At 55.3% G+C, this 18561-nt stretch carries 14 protein-coding genes and 1 pseudogene; 7 read left to right on the top strand and 8 right to left on the bottom strand.

The features are described from left to right. Positions 1–8: 8 nt before the first annotated feature. The 5 genes from narI to JKP81_RS04995 all read right to left on the bottom strand — a co-directional run bounded on the left by narI (position 9) and on the right by JKP81_RS04995 (position 8456). A complete protein-coding gene (gene narI, locus JKP81_RS05015; protein ID WP_097405890.1) occupies positions 9–686 on the bottom strand; it encodes a respiratory nitrate reductase subunit gamma in 678 nt (225 codons plus the stop codon). Then, positions 686–1396 (bottom strand): nitrate reductase molybdenum cofactor assembly chaperone, encoded by a 711-nt coding sequence (narJ, locus tag JKP81_RS05010; protein WP_200550812.1) that lies wholly within the window; start codon positions 1394–1396, stop codon positions 686–688. Before narJ ends, narI begins: the two co-directional genes overlap by 1 nt. Further along, the gene (gene narH / locus JKP81_RS05005) at positions 1393–2928 is read right to left on the bottom strand and encodes a nitrate reductase subunit beta (RefSeq protein WP_045513502.1); all 1536 of its coding nucleotides are present in this window, start codon (positions 2926–2928) and stop codon (positions 1393–1395) included. Before narH ends, narJ begins: the two co-directional genes overlap by 4 nt. After that, complete coding sequence (locus JKP81_RS05000; RefSeq protein ID WP_200550811.1) at positions 2925–6668, bottom strand: nitrate reductase subunit alpha; 3744 nt, start codon at positions 6666–6668, stop codon at positions 2925–2927. The genes narH and JKP81_RS05000 overlap by 4 nt, the downstream gene beginning before the upstream one ends. 396 nt (positions 6669–7064) lie before the next feature. Next, entirely contained in the window at positions 7065–8456 is a 1392-nt protein-coding gene (locus tag JKP81_RS04995) for a NarK family nitrate/nitrite MFS transporter (RefSeq protein ID WP_200550810.1), read from the bottom strand. Between the two features lie 308 nt (positions 8457–8764). Between JKP81_RS04995 and narX the strand changes: the two genes are divergently transcribed. Both narX and narL read left to right on the top strand, forming a co-directional pair. Continuing rightward, positions 8765–10567: a nitrate/nitrite two-component system sensor histidine kinase NarX gene (gene narX / locus JKP81_RS04990; RefSeq protein ID WP_200550809.1), complete on the top strand. Its 1803-nt coding sequence runs from the start codon at positions 8765–8767 to the stop codon at positions 10565–10567. Beyond that, positions 10560–11210 carry a two-component system response regulator NarL gene (gene narL, locus JKP81_RS04985; RefSeq protein ID WP_016495820.1) on the top strand — a complete coding sequence of 217 codons (651 nt, stop codon included), beginning with the start codon at positions 10560–10562 and terminating at the stop codon, positions 11208–11210. The genes narX and narL overlap by 8 nt, the downstream gene beginning before the upstream one ends. 4 nt (positions 11211–11214) lie before the next feature. Here narL and JKP81_RS04980 read toward each other — a convergent pair whose 3' ends face one another. Further along, positions 11215–12585: a YchO/YchP family invasin gene (locus JKP81_RS04980; protein ID WP_234455532.1), complete on the bottom strand. Its 1371-nt coding sequence runs from the start codon at positions 12583–12585 to the stop codon at positions 11215–11217. 145 nt (positions 12586–12730) lie between these two features. Here JKP81_RS04980 and JKP81_RS04975 point away from each other — a divergent pair, with 145 nt between their 5' ends. The 4 genes from JKP81_RS04975 to JKP81_RS04960 all read left to right on the top strand — a co-directional run bounded on the left by JKP81_RS04975 (position 12731) and on the right by JKP81_RS04960 (position 16063). Next, positions 12731–13279 (top strand): YbhB/YbcL family Raf kinase inhibitor-like protein, encoded by a 549-nt coding sequence (locus JKP81_RS04975; RefSeq protein ID WP_200550807.1) that lies wholly within the window; start codon positions 12731–12733, stop codon positions 13277–13279. 77 nt (positions 13280–13356) lie between these two features. Then, positions 13357–13710, top strand: a complete 354-nt coding sequence (locus tag JKP81_RS04970) for a DsrE/DsrF/TusD sulfur relay family protein (protein ID WP_200550806.1) — start codon at positions 13357–13359, stop codon at positions 13708–13710. 107 nt (positions 13711–13817) lie between these two features. Further along, positions 13818–15602 (top strand): methyl-accepting chemotaxis protein, encoded by a 1785-nt coding sequence (locus tag JKP81_RS04965; RefSeq protein ID WP_200550805.1) that lies wholly within the window; start codon positions 13818–13820, stop codon positions 15600–15602. A gap of 215 nt (positions 15603–15817) precedes the next feature. Further along, entirely contained in the window at positions 15818–16063 is a 246-nt protein-coding gene (locus JKP81_RS04960) for a DUF1883 domain-containing protein (RefSeq protein WP_016495815.1), read from the top strand. A 9-nt stretch (positions 16064–16072) separates the two neighbouring features. Here the strand turns inward: JKP81_RS04960 and JKP81_RS04955 are convergent. Further along, a pseudogene (locus JKP81_RS04955) lies at positions 16073–16761 on the bottom strand (gamma-glutamylcyclotransferase). Between the two features lie 171 nt (positions 16762–16932). Beyond that, on the bottom strand, positions 16933–17163 hold the full coding sequence (gene chaB, locus JKP81_RS04950; protein WP_200550804.1) for a putative cation transport regulator ChaB: 231 nt from the start codon (positions 17161–17163) through the stop codon (positions 16933–16935). A gap of 276 nt (positions 17164–17439) precedes the next feature. Here chaB and chaA point away from each other — a divergent pair, with 276 nt between their 5' ends. Beyond that, positions 17440–18540: a sodium-potassium/proton antiporter ChaA gene (gene chaA, locus JKP81_RS04945; RefSeq protein WP_200550803.1), complete on the top strand. Its 1101-nt coding sequence runs from the start codon at positions 17440–17442 to the stop codon at positions 18538–18540. Positions 18541–18561: the final 21 nt, after the last annotated feature.

Genomic DNA, 18561 nt, shown 5'->3' with positions numbered 1-18561 from the left:
TTGGCTGATTAGCGACGGGCGCGAACAATCTGGTATTTGCGTGTCAGGTACTCCACCGGTGCGCTCCAGATATGCACCAGGCGGGAGAACGGGAATAGCACAAACAGTGTCATGCCCAGCACCAGATGCACACGGTAAATAAAAGCAACGCCCTCAAGATGCGCGGAAGCGCCGACATGGAACGTCACCACCGACTGTGCCCAGCCAACCAGTTTCATCATTTCGCTGCCGTCCATATGCTGCGCAGAGAACGGAATGGTCAGCAGCCCCAGCGCACACTGCACCATCAGCAGCGACATGATCAGGATATCCGCCGTGGTTGAAGTCGCGCGAATACGCGGGTTGAACAAGCGGCGTTTCAGCAGCAACAAACCGCCAACCAGACACAGCACACCGCTGGCACCGCCACCAATCATTGCCATCTTCTGTTTCACTTCAATCGGCAGGAACGATTCATACATCCAGTGCGGCGTTAACATACCGAGGAAGTGACCGGCAAAAATCCCCAGAATACCGATATGGAACAGGTTCGAAGCCAGCGTCATCCCTTTACGATCCAGCATCTGGCTGGAGCCCGCCCGCCAGCTGTACTGACCATAGTCGTAGCGCAGCCAACTGCCGAGCAGGAAAACTGCCCCGGCAATATACGGATAGATGTCAAAGAAGAACATATTAAGGAAGTGCATTAGCGCTCTCCTCCTGTTGTGATATTCAGATATTGCGGCGCAACGGCACCCGCAAAACGACGCTGATGCGCGGTGATATCAGAATCACCGCAGCCCTGTTCGGCGAAGAATTTCACCTGCTCTTCTTCCCACACGGCATCCAGCGCCTGCGGCGTATCATCGCGTGCTTCACCGGCAATTTTTTCCGCGACCTGCGCGTTATCCACCTGTGTATTCGCCAGCGACAACAACGCATCGAACAGCGTTGCATAGTGGCTTTCGCGCTGCGCTAAACGCGCTTTTAACAGCGCGAGGATCGGCGCGATATCCTGCAAACCACCGATAGCTTCAACCAGGGGCAACTGCGCCAGATATTCCAGATAGAGCGGCAGATGATCCGGCAACTCACGGCTATCGAGTTGCAAGCCGTGGTGCTCATATTGCGCCAGCAGATCGACCATCGCCTGCCCGCGATCGCGGGACTCACCGTGGACGTGTTCGAACAGCAGCAGTGAGGTTGCGCGACCACGATCGAACAATTCGCTGTAGTTCGCTTGCGCGTCCAGCAGATCCTGAGACGTCAGATCACGCAGGAAGACGCCAACCTGCTGAGCGTCGGCTTTGGTCAGGTTTTCACCCGACGCCAGCGCATCGAAAACTTCCTGCTGGTGCTGCCATAAGGCAGCATCCGGGTATTCAAGCAAACGGGAAATAACCACCAGTTCAATCATGGATGCGGCTCCGTTTTCACTGTCACATCCACCGCGTCAATACGACGGCTGTTGAACAGGTTGAATTTGGTGTCCGAACCGTGGCAACCATCGCCAAAGCTAAAGCCACAACCGTTTTTCTCCGGGAAGGCTTCACGCGCCAGCTCACGGTGGCTCGACGGCACCACGAAACGATCTTCGTAGTTAGCAATCGCAAGGTAACGGTACATCTCCTGTGCCTGGGCAGTTGTCAGGCCAACTTCTTCCAGCGCGCGGGTATCTTCAACGCCATCAACCGTTTCCGCACGTTTGAAGTGGCGCATTGCCAGCATACGTTTCAGCGCCAGCAGAACCGGACCGGTATCGCCTGCGGTCAGCAGATTCGCCAGGTACTGCACCGGAATACGCAGGCTTTCCACATCCGGCAGAATCCCGTTGCTGCCCAGTTCACCCGCATCAGCGGCAGACTGAATCGGTGACAGAGGCGGCACGTACCAGACCATCGGCAAGGTGCGATATTCCGGGTGCAGCGGTAGCGCCAGTTTCCAGTCCATCGCCATTTTGTAAACCGGCGATTTCTGCGCCGCGTCAATCACGCTCTGCGGCACGCCATCTTCCAGCGCCTGAGCAATCACCGCCGGGTCGTTTGGATCGAGGAACACATCCAGTTGACGCTGGTAGAGATCTTTTTCACTCTCGGTGCTGGCGGCATTTTCAATCGCGTCGGCGTCGTACAGCAGAACGCCGAGGTAACGAATACGGCCCACACAGGTTTCCGCGCAGACTGTCGGCATGCCCGCTTCAATGCGCGGGTAGCAGAAAATGCACTTCTCGGATTTGCCACTCTTCCAGTTGAAGTAGATTTTTTTGTACGGGCAGCCGGTCACGCACATGCGCCAGCCGCGGCATTTATCCTGATCGATCAGTACAATGCCGTCTTCTTCACGCTTGTAGATAGCACCGCTCGGGCAGGTCGCGACACAGGCCGGGTTCAGGCAGTGTTCGCACAGGCGCGGCAGATACATCATGAAGGTGTTTTCAAACTGGCCGTACATCGCCTTCTGCATGTTCTCGAAGTTCTGATCGCGGCTCAGCTTGTCGAACTCACCGCCCAAATCATCTTCCCAGTTCGGGCCTGCGGTGATTTTGTCCATCCGCTGACCGGTTATTACTGAACGCGGGCGGGCAATCGGCTGATGTTTGCCTTCCGGCGCGTTATGCAGGCGCTGGTAGTCAAAATCAAACGGCTCATAGTAATCATCAATTTCCGGCATGTGCGGGTTAGCGAAAATTTTACCCAGCAACATCGGACGGTTACCCATGCGTGGTTGCAGTTTGCCGTTGATTTTGCGGATCCAACCGCCCTTCCATTTTTCCTGGTTTTCCCAGTCGGTCGGGAAACCGGTGCCCGGTTTGGTTTCTACGTTGTTGAACCACGCGTACTCCATCCCTTCCCGGCTGGTCCAGACGTTTTTACAGGTCACTGAACAGGTATGACAGCCGATGCACTTATCGAGATTCAGCACCATGCCGACTTGTGAACGAATTTTCATTTTGCGCTCTCCTGTACCTGGTCATTGCCTTCGCCATCCAACCAGTTAATGTTCTTCATCTTACGCACCACCACGAACTCATCGCGGTTGGAACCGACCGTGCCGTAGTAGTTAAAGCCATAAGCCAGCTGGGCGTAGCCGCCGATCATATGGGTCGGTTTCGGGGTAATACGGGTAACGGAGTTGTGGATACCGCCGCGCTGCCCGGTAATCTCTGAACCCGGCAGGTTCACAATACGTTCCTGCGCGTGGTACATCATGGTCATACCGGCCGGCACACGCTGGCTGACAACCGCACGAGCCGTCAACGCACCGTTAGCGTTAAAGACTTCGATCCAGTCGTTATCCTCAATGCCGATCTCTTTGGCATCTTTATCGCTCATCCACACCACCGGACCACCGCGCCCCAGCGTCAGCATCAGCAGGTTGTCGCTGTAGGTGGAGTGGATGCCCCATTTCTGGTGCGGCGTCAGGAAGTTCAGCGCTTTTTCCGGGTTACCGTTGGATTTCGTACCCATCACTTCTTTCACCGAATGGGTATCAATCGGCGGACGGTAAACCAGCAGGCTTTCGCCGAAGTCACGCATCCACTGATGATCCTGATACAACTGCTGACGACCAGAGAGAGTACGCCACGGGATCAGCTCATGCACGTTGGTGTAACCGGCGTTGTAGGAAACGTGCTCATCTTCAAGGCCTGACCAGGTCGGGCTGGAGATGATTTTGCGCGGCTGAGCCTGAATATCGCGGAAGCGGATCTTCTCTTCCTCTTTATTCGTGGCCAGATGCGTATGATCGCGGCCGGTAAATTCACTCAGCGCTGCCCAGGCTTTAACTGCCACATGGCCGTTGGTTTCCGGTGCCAGCGTGAGGATCATTTCCGCCGCATCGATGGCGGTATTGAGCATTGGTTGCCCTTTCGCCGGGCCGTCCGCTTTGGTGTAGTTCAGCTTACGCAGCAGATCCATTTCGCTCTGGGTATTCCAGGCGATGCCTTTACCGCCGTTGCCGATTTTTTCCATCAGCGGGCCGATAGAGGTAAAGCGCTCGTAGGTTGCCGGGTAGTCGCGTTCCACCGGAATAATATGCGGCGCGGTTTTGCCCGGGATCAGATCACATTCGCCTTTCTTCCAGTCTTTCACACCCAGCGGCTGCGCCAGTTCAGCGGCGGAATCATGCTGAATCGGCAGCGTCACGACATCGGTCTCTTTGCCTAAATGTCCTACACACAGCGCGGAGAAGGATTTGGCGATACCTTTGTAGATTTCCCAGTCGCTTTTGGATTCCCATGCCGGGTCAACAGCGGCAGAAAGCGGATGAATAAACGGATGCATATCCGAGGTATTCATGTCGTCTTTTTCGTACCAGGTTGCGGTTGGCAGCACAATATCCGAGTAGAGACAGGTGCTGGACAGGCGGAAGTCGAGAGTCACCACCAGATCCAGTTTGCCGTCGAGGCCGTTGTCATGCCATTCCACTTCTTCCGGTTTCACGCCGCCCTGTTTGCCCAGATCTTTGCCCTGAATACCGTGTTCGGTGCCCAGCAAGTACTTGAGCATAAACTCGTGCCCCTTACCGGAAGAACCCAGCAGGTTGGAGCGCCAGATAAACAGGTTACGCGGGTGGTTTTTGCCGTTTTCCGGCTGTTCCGCTGCGAAACGCAGCGAACCGTCTTTCAGTGATTTAACGGTGTAATCGACCGCGCTCATACCTGCTTTTTCTGCTTCAGCGGCGATACGCAGCGGGTTGGTGCCCAGTTGCGGCGCGGACGGCAGCCAGCCCATACGCTCAGCGCGCACGTTAAAGTCGATCAGATGGCCGGTATAGCGGGATTTATCCGCTAACGGCGACAGGAATTCCTGCGCAGTTACTGTTTCGTAACGCCACTGGCTGGAGTGGTTATAGAAGTAGGAGGTGCTGTTCATGTGACGCGCCGGACGCTGCCAGTCGAGGGCAAATGCCAGCGGCTGCCAGCCGGTTTGCGGGCGCAGTTTTTCCTGACCAACATAGTGCGCCCAGCCGCCGCCGCTCTGTCCCACGCAACCGCAGAAGACCAGCATGTTGATGATCCCACGGTAGTTCATATCGAGGTGATACCAGTGGTTCATCCCGGCGCCGATGATAACCATAGAACGGCCGTGCGTTTTATCGGCGTTATCGGCGAATTCACGGGCGATACGAATAATTTGCGCCTGTGAAACCCCGGTGACTTTCTCAGCCCAGGCCGGTGTGTAAGCTTTGACTTCGTCATAACGGGTTGCGCAGTTTTCATCACCCAGACCGCGATCCAGGCCGTAGTTCGCCATGGTCAGGTCGTAAACCGTAGTCACCAGCGCGGTGGAACCGTCAGCTAATTGCAGGCGTTTAACCGGCAGTTTGTGCATCAGGATATTATCAAGTTCAACACCAGCGAAATGCTCGGTGTTGTCGCCACCGAAGTACGGGAAACCGACCTGCGCGATATCGTCGTGTTTACCCAGCAGGCTGAGATTCAGCTCAACATCCTCACCGCTGTTGCCATCGCGCTGCTCAAGGTTCCACTTGCCTTTTTCACCCCAGCGGAAGCCAATGGAGCCGTTTGGCGCAGTCAGATTGCCTTCGCTATCAAGCGCAACGGTTTTCCACTCCGGATTATTTTCCTGGCCCAGCGCATCCACCAGATCGGCGGCGCGCAGCATGCGGCCTGCCGCATAGTAACCGTCGCGCTCTTCGAGCATCACCAGCATCGGCATGTCGGTATAACGGCGAACATAATCGGTGAAGTACTGGCTCGGTTTATCGAGGTGGAATTCACGCAGCATGACGTGGCCCATCGCCAGCGCCATTGCCGCATCGGTACCCTGCTTCGGTGCCAGCCACAAATCACACAGTTTGGCGATTTCGGCGTAGTCCGGCGTTACCGCAACGGTTTTGGTGCCTTTGTAGCGTACTTCGGTAAAGAAGTGCGCGTCCGGCGTACGGGTCTGCGGAACGTTAGAGCCCCAGGCGATAATGTAGCTGGAGTTGTACCAGTCGGCAGATTCCGGCACGTCGGTCTGCTCACCCCAAGTTTGCGGAGAAGCTGGCGGCAAGTCGCAATACCAGTCGTAGAAACTCAGGCAGGTGCCGCCCAGCAGCGAGAGATAACGCGCGCCAGAAGCGTAAGACACCATCGACATTGCCGGGATTGGCGAGAAGCCCGCGACACGGTCCGGGCCGTACGTTTTCACGGTGTAAACGTTCGAAGCAGCAATCAGCTCGTTCACTTCTTGCCAGGAGGAACGCACGAAACCACCGCGACCACGCGCCTGTTTAAAGCTCTTCGCTTTTTCCGCATCTTCGATGATGGAAGCCCAGGCATTAACCGGATCGCTGTGCTGCGCTTTCGCTTCACGCCATAGTTTGATCAGGCGTTTACGCATCAGGGGGTATTTCAGGCGGTTCGCGCTATAGAGGTACCAGGAGTAGCTGGCGCCACGCGGGCAGCCACGCGGTTCGTGGTTCGGCATATCCGGGCGGGTGCGTGGGTAGTCAGTCTGCTGGGTTTCCCAGGTGACCAGACCGTTCTTCACGAAGATCTGCCAGCTGCACGAGCCCGTGCAGTTTACGCCATGGGTAGAACGCACGATTTTGTCGTGCTGCCAGCGGTTACGGTATCCATCCTCCCAGTCCCGGTTGGTGTTTAAGAGCTGGCCGTGCCCATCGGCAAAGGTTTCGCCTTTCTGTTTGAAGTAGCGAAACCGGTCCAGGAATTTACTCATCGGGGGTTCTCCTGTTGGAGCCTGTCAGGCTCTCTTGGTAAATCGACATTGCTGCAATTGCGGCGAAGGTAACCCCCACAAAGACAAAGAGAATTGATGGTGATCAAGCTGCTCAAGCTTCGTTTCTGCTCGCATTCGATGAAGTACCCACAAAGAGTTAGGGATTTCTATTTTTTAAGCCATTGATAAATAATGGTTTTATATGAACTCGCAGCGGCACAAGCAGATAATTCCGCGTTCCGGGGTATTAAGGGGTAGATGAACCTGCAAAGTGATGTCTGTTACAGAGGTTTCCGCAGCACGGCGTAGTGATAATTTATAGTATGTTGTAACTAAAAAAGGTGTAAAAAAAAGCGCGGCTTTCACCGCGCAAGGATAATCAACATTTACTGAGTGTTATTGTTTTTTTCGCCCATATATCGCCCAGGTGATGACCACGCAGGCGATATAGAACACGAGAAACACTTTCATCGCGCCTGCCGGTGAGCCGGTCAACGCCAGTGAAGTGCCGAATGCTTTCGGAATAAAGAAACCGCCAATTGCGCCAATTGCCGAGATAAAGCCCAGCGCTGCGGCTGTTTCGGTGGCGGCTTCACGCATTGCTTCGCTTTCACTACCGCCGCGTTGTTGTACGCGTTCCATGGTTTTTTTGCGGAAAATCACCGAAATCATCTGGAATGTCGAACCACTACCCAGCCCGGCCGTCAGGAACAGCACGAGGAAGACGCAGAAGAACGCGGTGAAATTGCCGCCAGTGCCGCCGGAAGGCAGGGTCAGGAACAGTAAGGCGCTGAAAATGGCCATCACCACGAAGTTAACCAGCGTTACGCGAGTTCCGCCCAGACGGTCAGAAATCGCACCCCCTGCGGAGCGTGCCAGTGCGCCCACTAGCGGGCCGAAGAAGGCGAAATGCAGGATTTGCACTTCCGGGAACTGGGTTTTCGACAGCATCGCAAAACCGGCTGAAAAGCCGATAAACGAGCCGAAAGTTGCCAGATAAAGGAAGCTCATAATCCACAGGTGCGAACGCTTGAGTACCGGAAGTTGCGCGCTAAGCGAGGCTTTAGAGGTCGCCAGCTCATTCATCCCGAACCAGGCAGCCAGGGTAAACACCGCCAGTAACGGTACCCATATCCAGGCGGCGTTTTCGAGGTACAACAACGAACCATCGGGTTGTGCAACACCGGTACCGCCAAAGGCGGCAAAAATGGAAAACGACACCGCCAGCGGTGCAATCAACTGCATCACACTCACGCCGAGGTTGCCAAAGCCACCGTTGATGCCGAGCGCGCCACCCTGCTTCTGTTTCGGAAAAAAGAAGCTGATATTTGCCATGCTGGAAGCAAAGTTCGCACCCGCGAAACCGCACAGCAGCGAGATAATGATAAACGTGCTAAACGGCGTGCTCAGATCCTGTACGGCAAAACCCAACCACACGCACGGAATGATTAAGATCCCGGTACTGAAAGCTGTCCAGCGACGACCGCCAAACACCGGCACCATAAAAGAGTACGGTACGCGTAACAGTGCGCCGGACACCGATGGCAACGCTGTCAGCATAAAGAGCTGGTCGGTAGTAAACTGAAAACCCACTTTCGGGAGATTGACGGCGACTGCGCTAAAAAGCATCCAGACGCAGAAAGCCAGAAGAAGACAAGGCACGGAGATCCACAAGTTGCGGCTCGCAATCTTATGGCCCTGCTGTTGCCAGAATGCCGGTTCTTCAGGACGCCAGTCGGTAATAACCCGCGCTGACGAACTTTTTCCCGGGATGGTTGAGTGCTGCATATACACCTCTGCTGATCGGTTTGATGCCTGCCACCTTAGTTTTTATAGCGGTAGTTAAGTTGATATAAATCAAAGGAAAAGCAGCCCATTTCACGAGCGAAAAATCACCATGCTCATTTATGAGTAGCGTTTACTGGCAAAAAAGGTGTGGTTTTTCACGGTTCTGACCTTCTCTACTCAGATTGTTCCCACTCTTGTCGGCTCGCTGGCAATAAAGGAGTAATCCTTTAGAGGTATGGGTATACCCCAGGCGATGGCTGACAATAGCGCCATCCGCACCGCACGCGGCCGAGGAGCCTTAATCACGTATGCTAAAACGCCTTTTTTCACCGATCTCGCTGGTTAACCAACTGGCGTTGTTGATGTTGCTGTCGACCGCTATCGGTGTGACGGGCATGGCGATATCCGGCTGGCTGGTACAAGGCGTTCAGGGCAGCGCTCATGCGATCAACAAAGCCGGTTCACTGCGTATGCAGAGTTACCGCTTGTTGTCCGCCATTCCGCTGCATGAAGACGAGCAATATTTGCTCGACGAAATGGAGTACACCGCATTCAGCCCGGAACTGGCGCAGGCGGCACAGCGCGACGGCCAGCAAGCGCAACTCGCTGCGTTGCAAAACTACTGGCGCAGCGAAGTCGTCCCGGCGATAAAACAGGCGCAACAACCAGCGCAAGCGGCCGAAATTATTGCGATTTTCGTGGGACGAATCGACCGGCTGGTGACCTCATTTGACCGCAGCACCGAACACCGTATTGAACAAGTGGTGGTGATGCACCGCCTCATGGCGATAGTGATGGGCCTGTTATTGCTGTTTGCCGTGGTCTGGCTGCGGGCGCGTCTACTCCGTCCGTGGCAGCAGTTATTGAGCATGGCGCGTGCGGTCAGCCAACGTGATTTTACCCAGCGCGCGCACATCAGCGGGCGTAACGAAATGGCGACGCTTGGCGAGGCGTTAAATAACATGTCTGCCGAGCTGGGTGAGAGCTACGCGATACTGGAACGCCGCGTCCAGGAAAAAACCGCCGGGCTTGAGCAAAAAAACCAGATCCTTTCTTTTTTATGGCAGGCTAACCACCGGCTGCATTCACGTATTCCGATGTGCGAGCGCCTGTCGCCGGTGTTGAATGGCTTGCAGAATTTAACCCTGCTGCACGATATTGAGCTGCGGGTGTACGATCTGGAAGATGAGGAAAACCATCAGGATTTTACCTGCCAGTCTGATGCCAGTTGCGATGACAAAGGCTGCCATTTATGCCCGCGCAACGGTATTCTCACCGAATCCAGCGGGTTTGGCACCACGCTGAAATGGCGGCTGGCGGATGCGCACATGCAATATGGTTTGCTGCTGGCAACGCTGCCGCCGGGTCGCCATTTAAGTCATGACCAGCAGCAACTGGTCGACACACTGGTGGAACAACTCACCGCGACGCTGGCGCTCGATCGCCATCAGGACAGGCAGCAACAGTTGATGGTCATGGAAGAGCGCGCCACCATAGCCCGCGAATTACACGACTCCATCGCGCAGTCCCTCTCCTGCATGAAGATGCAGGTGAGTTGCCTGCAAATGCAGGGCGACGCGCTGCCGGAAAACAGCCAGCAGTTGCTGGGACAGATCCGCAACGAGCTGAATACCTCGTGGGCGCAGCTGCGCGAGTTGCTGACCACGTTTCGTTTACAATTAACCGAACCAGGGCTGCGCCCGGCGCTGGAGTCCAGTTGCCAGGAGTACAGCGGTCGTTTCGGTTTCCAGGTGCGTCTTGATTACCAGCTCCCGCCCCGGCTGGTGCCTGCACATCAGGCAATTCACCTGTTACAGATAGCCCGCGAGGCTCTGAGCAATGCATTAAAACACTCCGGCGCAACCGCGGTCAGCGTCGCAGTGCAACAGCAGGAAAACCGGGTAATATTGCGCATCACCGACAATGGTTGCGGCATCCCGGTCAATGCTGAAAGGACGAACCATTATGGATTGATAATTATGCGTGACCGCGCGCAAAGCCTGCGCGGCGATTGCCAGGTTCGCCCCGGAGCATCCGGCGGCACCGAGGTCGTCGTGACGTTTATACCAGAGACGTTTCTCTCATCCATGCAAGGAGATACCCATGAGTAATCAGGATCCGGCCACCATCCTCCTGATCGACGACCATCCAATGCTGCGAACCGGCGTGAAGCAGTTAATCAGCATGGCTCCCGACATCACCGTGGTCGGCGAAGCCAGCAACGGGGAGCAAGGCATTGAACTGGCGGAATCGCTGGACCCGGATTTGATTTTGCTGGATCTCAACATGCCAGGCATGAACGGGCTGGAAACGCTGGATAAGCTGCGGGAAAAAACCCTGTCAGGCCGCGTTGTCGTGTTTAGCGTTTCCAATCATGAAGAAGACGTGGTGACCGCATTAAAACGCGGCGCTGATGGCTACCTGCTGAAAGATATGGAGCCGGAAGATCTGCTGAAAGCGCTGCAACAAGCCGCGGCGGGCGAAATGGTGCTCAGCGAAGCGCTCACCCCAGTGCTGGCCGCCAGCCTGCGCGCCAACCGCGCCACCACTGACCGAGATATCACGCAACTTACGCCACGCGAACGCGATATTCTCAAGCTGATTGCCCAGGGGCTGCCGAACAAAATGATTGCCCGTCGACTGGACATCACCGAAAGCACGGTTAAAGTTCACGTCAAACACATGCTGAAGAAAATGAAACTGAAATCCCGCGTCGAAGCCGCAGTTTGGGTGCATCAGGAACGTATTTTCTGACAGGTTACGGGTCTGGCAGCGTCCAGCCCGTGTTACTGTTTTCCGCTGGCGGGATCACCGGCTCCGTCAGCTTCAGTTCGATAGGATTTGACTCCACGCGCTGCCCTTTCTCGTCTTCCACCAGCGCCGACAACGTCCAGCGGTTAGTCGCACCTTCTGCGCTATCCCAGCGCGGCATGATCAGTGTCCAGCCATCGCCGCTGCGCCCATTGACCGGCGGCGTAAGGCTTAACGCCTGAGTGTCGCCCTGCCAGGTTATCGAACGCACACCATGCGTGCTGTTGATTTGCAGTTTCAGCGCCACCGTTTCACCCGGCTGCAAATCCCACGGCGGTGTGGCGAGAAATACCGACAGAGTTTTACGCTGGCGATATTCGAAAACTGGCGCATTGTTGCGCGTCGGGCTGTCGTAGCGGCTACCCCGTAGCGAACGGCTCTCTGCCACCTCGCTGGCAGAAAGTTGCTTCCACAGAGGTACACCAAAGCGATAATTCACTTTCAGCCCTAAATCGTTCTGACTAACCCCACTCTCCCCCTGCCGGTGTTCGGCGGTCAGCGTCACCAGCGGGACCGGCGTGTAATTCACCCCCAGCTTCACCGCCACCGGGTTGTGATAGCCCGTACCGGTGTCAAACAGATCAACGCTGTTGCCGAAATATTGCTCGACGCTGACGCTGGTATTGAGCTGCTGATAAAACGGCAATCGCGCCTGCGCCGTGACATCATAGCCCCGCGCCATGCGCTGTTGCAGCGTAGCGGTCTGATACTCCCAGCTGTTTACTGGTTGGTAGTAGTTTGCCGAAAAGCGTAAGTATTCGCCCCACGCTTCGGCACCCAGCCCGGCGCGGCCAATATTGTCATCAAGCAGATTATCGTAAAAGGTGTTGTAGCCCAGCAGCCAGTCGCCGGCGATCCAGCGCTGACCGACGCCAACATTTCCCACCAGCCCGGCATCCTGCTGCGTCAGCCCAAGCTGGCTCCAGCTGAGATAGCGATTATTATCCTGCAATGGCACAAACCAGTCGCCGTGGCTGCCGGTGAACCCGCCTTCATTATCCACTTTGAAATCCACGCTGGCGCTGCCCCACGGCGAAAGCCAGGACTCCACTTGCTGATTCACTTCGTCGCTAACGACATCGCGCAATTGTCCGAAAGCAAACTGCCGCGCCTGCTCACCGGTAGTCAGGCCGTTATCGTTCATACTGGCTTCGCCAAACGCTTTTGCCATCTCGGCGAAATGCTTTTCCTGCGCGCCATTTTCCGCAGCCATGCCAAGATCCGGCAAACCGTCGCCGTCATTATCGAAGGGGTTTTCTGCTTGCTGTACGAAGCTATTCTGCCGGGCACTGGCGACGCCGCTTATCAGTGACAGCATCAGAAGTGTAAGGAGAGGATAATTCATACCGTCAAGTTTAACGGTTTTGCCAGGGCTTTACAGCCGCAGACAAAATACCAGGAAAAACCTTATCCCGGCGCTTCGCTGCAGCTACAGTTAATGCACCCCTTACCGGAGAGCTGACATGAACACTAAGCATAAACTTTTGTGTAGTGCGATCCTGTTTTATGCCGCGCAGGCCAGCGCCAGCGAGCTGTTTACCCTGCAATCTTCCGCATTTGCCGATAACGCCTTAATGGAGAAAAAATTCGCCGGCAACGCCAGCAATAACCCGAACTGTACCGGCGAAAACCTGTCGCCGTCGCTGGTGTGGAACAACCCGCCAGCCAATACACAGAGTTATGCGCTGGTGGTACACGATCCCGAAGGCGCGAACGGACTGGGCGTAACGCACCTTGTGGCTTATAACATTGCCCCGTCCAGCACGGGCTTTGCGCAAAACGATCTGCGCGATGGCAAAGGCTATACGGGCGGTAAGAACACGCCGGGGAATCTGCGCTGGCATGGCCCGTGCCCGCCTCCGGGCAGCGGCGCGCATCATTACACCTTTACCCTCATCGCAACGTCGCTTAAGCCAACGCTTCCTGAAGGGCTGACGCGCGAAGAATTATTCGCAAAACTGAAAGGCCACACGCTTGCCGCCACCGGGCTTATCGGTCGCTTTGGTCAGTAATTGTTGTGACTGCCTTTCGCCCGTTGCGCCGGCGCAGTAGCATAAGCGCCACAAGTCTATTTATCGAAGGAGTGAAGATGCAAAAGATTGTGATAATCGCCAATGGCGCGGCGTACGGCAGCGAGTCGCTATTCAACAGCTTACGGCTGGCCATCGCGCTGCGTGAGCAGAATAGCGACACTGAACTGCGGATATTTTTGATGTCCGATGCGGTAACCGCCGGGTTGCGCGGGCAAAAACCTGCCGAGGGCTACAACATCCAGCAGATGCTGGAAATTCTGACGGCGCAAAACGTACCGGTGAAACTGTGTAAAACCTGCACCGACGGGCGTGGCATTACCGCGTTGCCGCTGATTGACGGCGTGGAGATCGGCACGCTGGTGGAACTGGCGCAGTGGACGCTGGCGGCCGATAAAGTGTTAACGTTCTAATATTGCGGCGAGTTTAATATTTTTTTCTTATGGGTGGCGTTACGTCATCAAGTTTGCCTGCTGTGTTGCCGATAGCCCTTTAAGACAACACAGCAGGTACTATAACTATGTTCAGATCGATTAAGTCCCGTATTATTGCAGCAACGGCGGGGTGTCTCGCCGGCGCTTTGCTGCTTAACACCATCATTAACTATCAGGTAACCAGCCAGCACAGCCAACAAACCCAGCAGGATATTCTCTCCAGCACCAGCGCCAGTCACAGTATTGCGATTGCCGACTGGGTCGCCAGCAAAATGAACATGATTGCCTCCTTGCAGAGCGTGGCGTTAACCGACGATCCCGTGCCGGTTTTCACGCAGATCGCGCGCGCCGGTGGGTTTATCAACGTTTATGTTGGTTACGCCACGAAAACGGCTAAATTCTCCGATCCGGGCGGCGTACCGGCGGATTACGACCCGACAATCCGCCCATGGTATCAGCAAGTGGTAAAAGCCGACGCGCCTGTCGTTACTGCACCTTATGTTGACGCCAGCACCGGTGCGCTGGTGGTGACGTTCGCCGTCCCGGTCAAAGAGAACGGTACGTTAAAAGCCGTGGTCGCAGGCGACGTCTCGATGGATAGCGTGGTGGCTAATGTACGCGGTATCAGCCCAACACCGAACAGCACCGGCATGTTGCTGGCGAGTGACGGTTCAGTGATTGCCGCCGCCAACGATAAGCTGACCATGAAGCCCTTTACTGAAGCCATTAGCGGCGTCAGCTTCGAACAGTTGCGGGCAGGGAAACGGGTGGCAGGTGTATATGCCGGCGAAGATAAAGCGCTGCTGGCAAGTCCGGTCAAAGGCACCAACTGGTTGCTGGCGGTAGCGCTTGATAACGCTGACTCGACCGCAGGACTGCGCGCGCAGCTTAAAGCCTCCGCACTGTCGTTGATTGTGCTGGTGCTGATTGCAGGCGCAGTGATGCACTGGATTGTCTCCACCCTGCTTAAACGTCTGCTGACGGTGCGCGATGCGATGAACGCCATCAGCAGCGGCACCAACGATCTCTCGCAGCGCTTACCGGTGGATGGACATGACGAGGTTTCGCAAATAGCTCATGCCTTTAACGCCTTCAGCGACAAGCTTTCCGTAGTGATGGTTAAACTGCGCGATTCCAGCAATTCGGTACAAGTGGCCGCGCAACAGATTGCCGCCGGCAACCAGGATCTTTCCGGTCGAACCGAACAAGCCGCCTCCAGCCTGCGCGAAACGGCCAGTGCAGTTGAGCAAATCACGGCGTCGGTGGCGCAGTCTACAGACGCGGCAGCACAGGCCAACGATCAAGCCCATGTAGCCTCACAAGCGGCGTCGCGCGGCGGTCAGGTGGTGACGCAAGCGATCAATACGATGCAGTCGATTGAAGTGGCTTCGGCGAAAATTGGCGATATCACCAGCGTGATTGACGGTATTGCTTTCCAGACCAATATCCTGGCGCTCAACGCCTCGGTTGAAGCTGCCCGCGCGGGCGAACAAGGGCGCGGTTTCGCGGTGGTCGCAGGCGAAGTGCGCAATCTTGCCAGCCGAAGCGCACAAGCGGCGAAAGAGATCAAAACGCTGATCGACTCCACCACCGAAAGCGTGGCGACCGGTTCGCGTTTTGTCCGCCTGGCGGGTGACAGCATGACGGATATTGTCTCCAGTATCGACAGCGTGTCGGTGATCATGCGTGAAATCTCCGTCGCCACCAGCGAGCAGATGAAAGGCATCCAGGAAATTAACCATGCAGTGCTTGATCTTGACCGCATGGTGCAACAAAACGCGGAACTGGTCGTTGAATCAACGGCTGCCGCTGGTGCGCTGCGCTCGCAGGCGACCGAGCTTGCTGAAACCGCCGGTCATTTCCGCATTTAATCTTTTATCGGCGCGTTTTAACCACGGTTTTACGCGCCGTCTTCTTCCCCTGCCGAATAATGTAATTTTTGTTTAATCGTTACGTCATTATTTGATCAAAATCAGCATTCGAACCCCCTCCGTTTGGTGTTATGCACTGAGTGAATTGTGAACAAAGTCACGCACGGGGATCTTTCCCGCACGGATCGCGTTGTTAAAAAACTACGGGGTTAAAAATGGCGGTGGTAAAAGCAAGTCTGAAGTTATTTGGTGGGGATACAGTAGTTGTTCGTTGTTCCGAAAGTTGTCACATTCATTTGATGAGCGAGAAGAGCCGAACGCCGAACGCTCAAACAGATATTCTGAGTGTCCAGAATCGCGCAAGCGCCTATCTGGCTGTGCCATACAGCGGCGTCTGGAGTGTGTTGATCGACAGCCACAGCCAGTCGCTGGAGCACTCGATCAGCTACGTCGCCGCTTAACGGCTGCGGTTAGCAGGCAAAACCAGGCTGCATCTCCGGGCCTGGTTTTTCACCCTCCAGCAGCAAACGCACTTTCCCCACCAGATCGTTCAGACAATCATCCTGCATGCCGAGCTTAAGCAGCTCCTGTTCCAGTGAAAAAAGATACTGCGCATTCGTGCCGAGCGGGCCACTGGCGGCGGCAATCAGCGGGGCAATGGTCTGCGCACGCGTATCGGATTCATACAGCGGATGGCGTGGATCCATAATAAATACCAGTGCATTCACCGTGCGGCCATCATCAAGCACCAGTTTGGCATGTAACAGCCGGTGATCATTTCGCGTTTCCACAGCAGCGTCAGCTCATCGTGCAAGGTTTCGTCGGATAACCGGTACGCCACGCCCGTGGTACGCCCGCCCTCTTTCAGGGCCAGCATGCGTCCCGGCTGGCAGGCGGTGCCGCGACCAGCGGTTAAGCGCAGGCAAAATGCGCGGTGCCAGCCCGTCAGTGTACCGGTGCAGGATTCATCAAACTCCAGCGCCGGGTTCCACATCAGCGAACCATAGCCAAAAATCCACACCGGGCCATCATCTGGTCGACACGCCAGCGTCGCCGCCAGCGATGCCGCTCGCTGCTCCGCCGACCAAAGTAACGACTCGTCAATATCGCCGAATGCCGTTTTGCAATCTGCTGCTCGCAAAAAATCACGCGTTAACATCTTTTACCTCCGCCACTGCCTGCTTCCGTGCGACTGCTCAACTGCTGCCTTCCCGGCATATGCTGCTTTAAGCGCAGCTTACTACGACCTTATGCAATTCACAGGCCGCTGGCAATAGCGTCAATCCATCGAATAGAGCTATAAATGGCGAAAAGTAATTATTTCAGCGCGTTACTTCTTTTTATGCCATTTGTCATCGTCACCTTTCTGATAATCGTTTTTTACCGCCGCCCAGGCCACGCGGTGCGCCGTCTCCTCGCGGCTGGCATCACCCTTGCGATCTTCTTTGTCCTTATATTGCTCCCAGGCGCTATTAAAGGCCTCTTTATAAATTTCCTGCGCATGCGCTGGCAGGACATGTTGCACGCTCTCTGGGAGATCGGACTTCGCTTTATATGGCATTTAACGCTCCTTTTAGCTTAAAGAAGTAAGCCTGGACGACAAACACCGGGTACGCCAGTAGAGGGGATAAAATGCCTGAGAGCAATATCTATCTCACTGTAAGATAAATACAAATTAAACGAGAATGGATATTTTATTTAGTTGATAACAAAACGAAGCGCTGAGGGTAAAACTACGTAAAAACCCCCATAAAAACAGCGATTTTTGCTATTTTATGACCCGTTCTTTTTCTATCTATAATTCGCAAACACACCTGCACTGTGATGGAGCATCATAATGACAACAACGCACGAGGCGGTGAAAACCCGCCACAAGGAGACAACCCTTATTTTCCCGGTGCTGGCGCTGGCAGTGCTGCTTTTCTGGGGAGGTTCGCAGTCACTACCAGCGGTTATCGGCATTAATTTATTAGCACTGGTTGGTATCTTATCCAGCGCGTTTAGCGTGGTACGCCACGCCGACGTGCTTGCCCACCGGCTTGGCGAGCCCTATGGTTCACTGATCCTCAGCCTGTCGGTGGTTATCCTCGAAGTCAGCCTGATTTCCGCACTGATGGCAACGGGTGACGCCGCGCCGACGCTAATGCGTGACACGCTCTATTCCATCATCATGATTGTCACCGGCGGTCTGGTGGGCTTTTCGCTGTTGCTGGGCGGGCGTAAGTTCGCCACGCAATATATGAATCTGTTTGGCATAAAACAGTATCTGATAGCGCTGTTTCCGCTGGCGATTATCGTGCTGGTGTTCCCGATGGCGCTGCCAGAGGCCAATTTTACGATTGGTCAGTCGCTGCTGGTGGCGTTGATCTCGGCTGCCATGTACGGCGTGTTTCTGCTTATCCAGACCAAAACGCACCAGAGCTTGTTCGTTTATGAGCATGAAGACGAAAGCGATGATGACGATCCGCACCACGGCAAACCGTCTGCGCACGGTAATCTGTGGCACACGCTGTGGCTGATTATCCATCTGGTTGCGGTCATTGCCGTGACGAAGATGAACGCGACGCCGCTCGAAGCGCTGCTGACAGAAATGAATGCGCCGGTGGCATTTACCGGTTTCCTGGTGGCGCTGCTGATCCTCTCGCCGGAAGGGTTAGGTGCGTTAAAAGCGGTGCTGAACAATCAGGTACAGCGCGCAATGAACCTGTTCTTTGGCTCGGTACTGGCAACGATTTCCCTCACCGTCCCGGTTGTGACGCTGATTGCGTGGCTAACCGGTAATGACCTTGTGTTCGGCCTTGGCGCGCCGGAAATGATTGTCATGGTCGCCTCGCTGCTGCTGTGTCAAATCTCGTTCTCTACCGGGCGTACCAATGTGCTTAATGGCGCGGCGCACCTGGCGCTGTTTGCCGCCTACCTGATGACGATATTTGCCTGACAGGCAGAAACAGAAAACCCC

This window comes from Kosakonia sp. LAM2021 (genome assembly GCF_016620385.1).
GTDB lineage: Bacteria > Pseudomonadota > Gammaproteobacteria > Enterobacterales > Enterobacteriaceae > Kosakonia > Kosakonia sacchari.
This window is presented reverse-complemented; position numbering and strand designations above follow the sequence as displayed.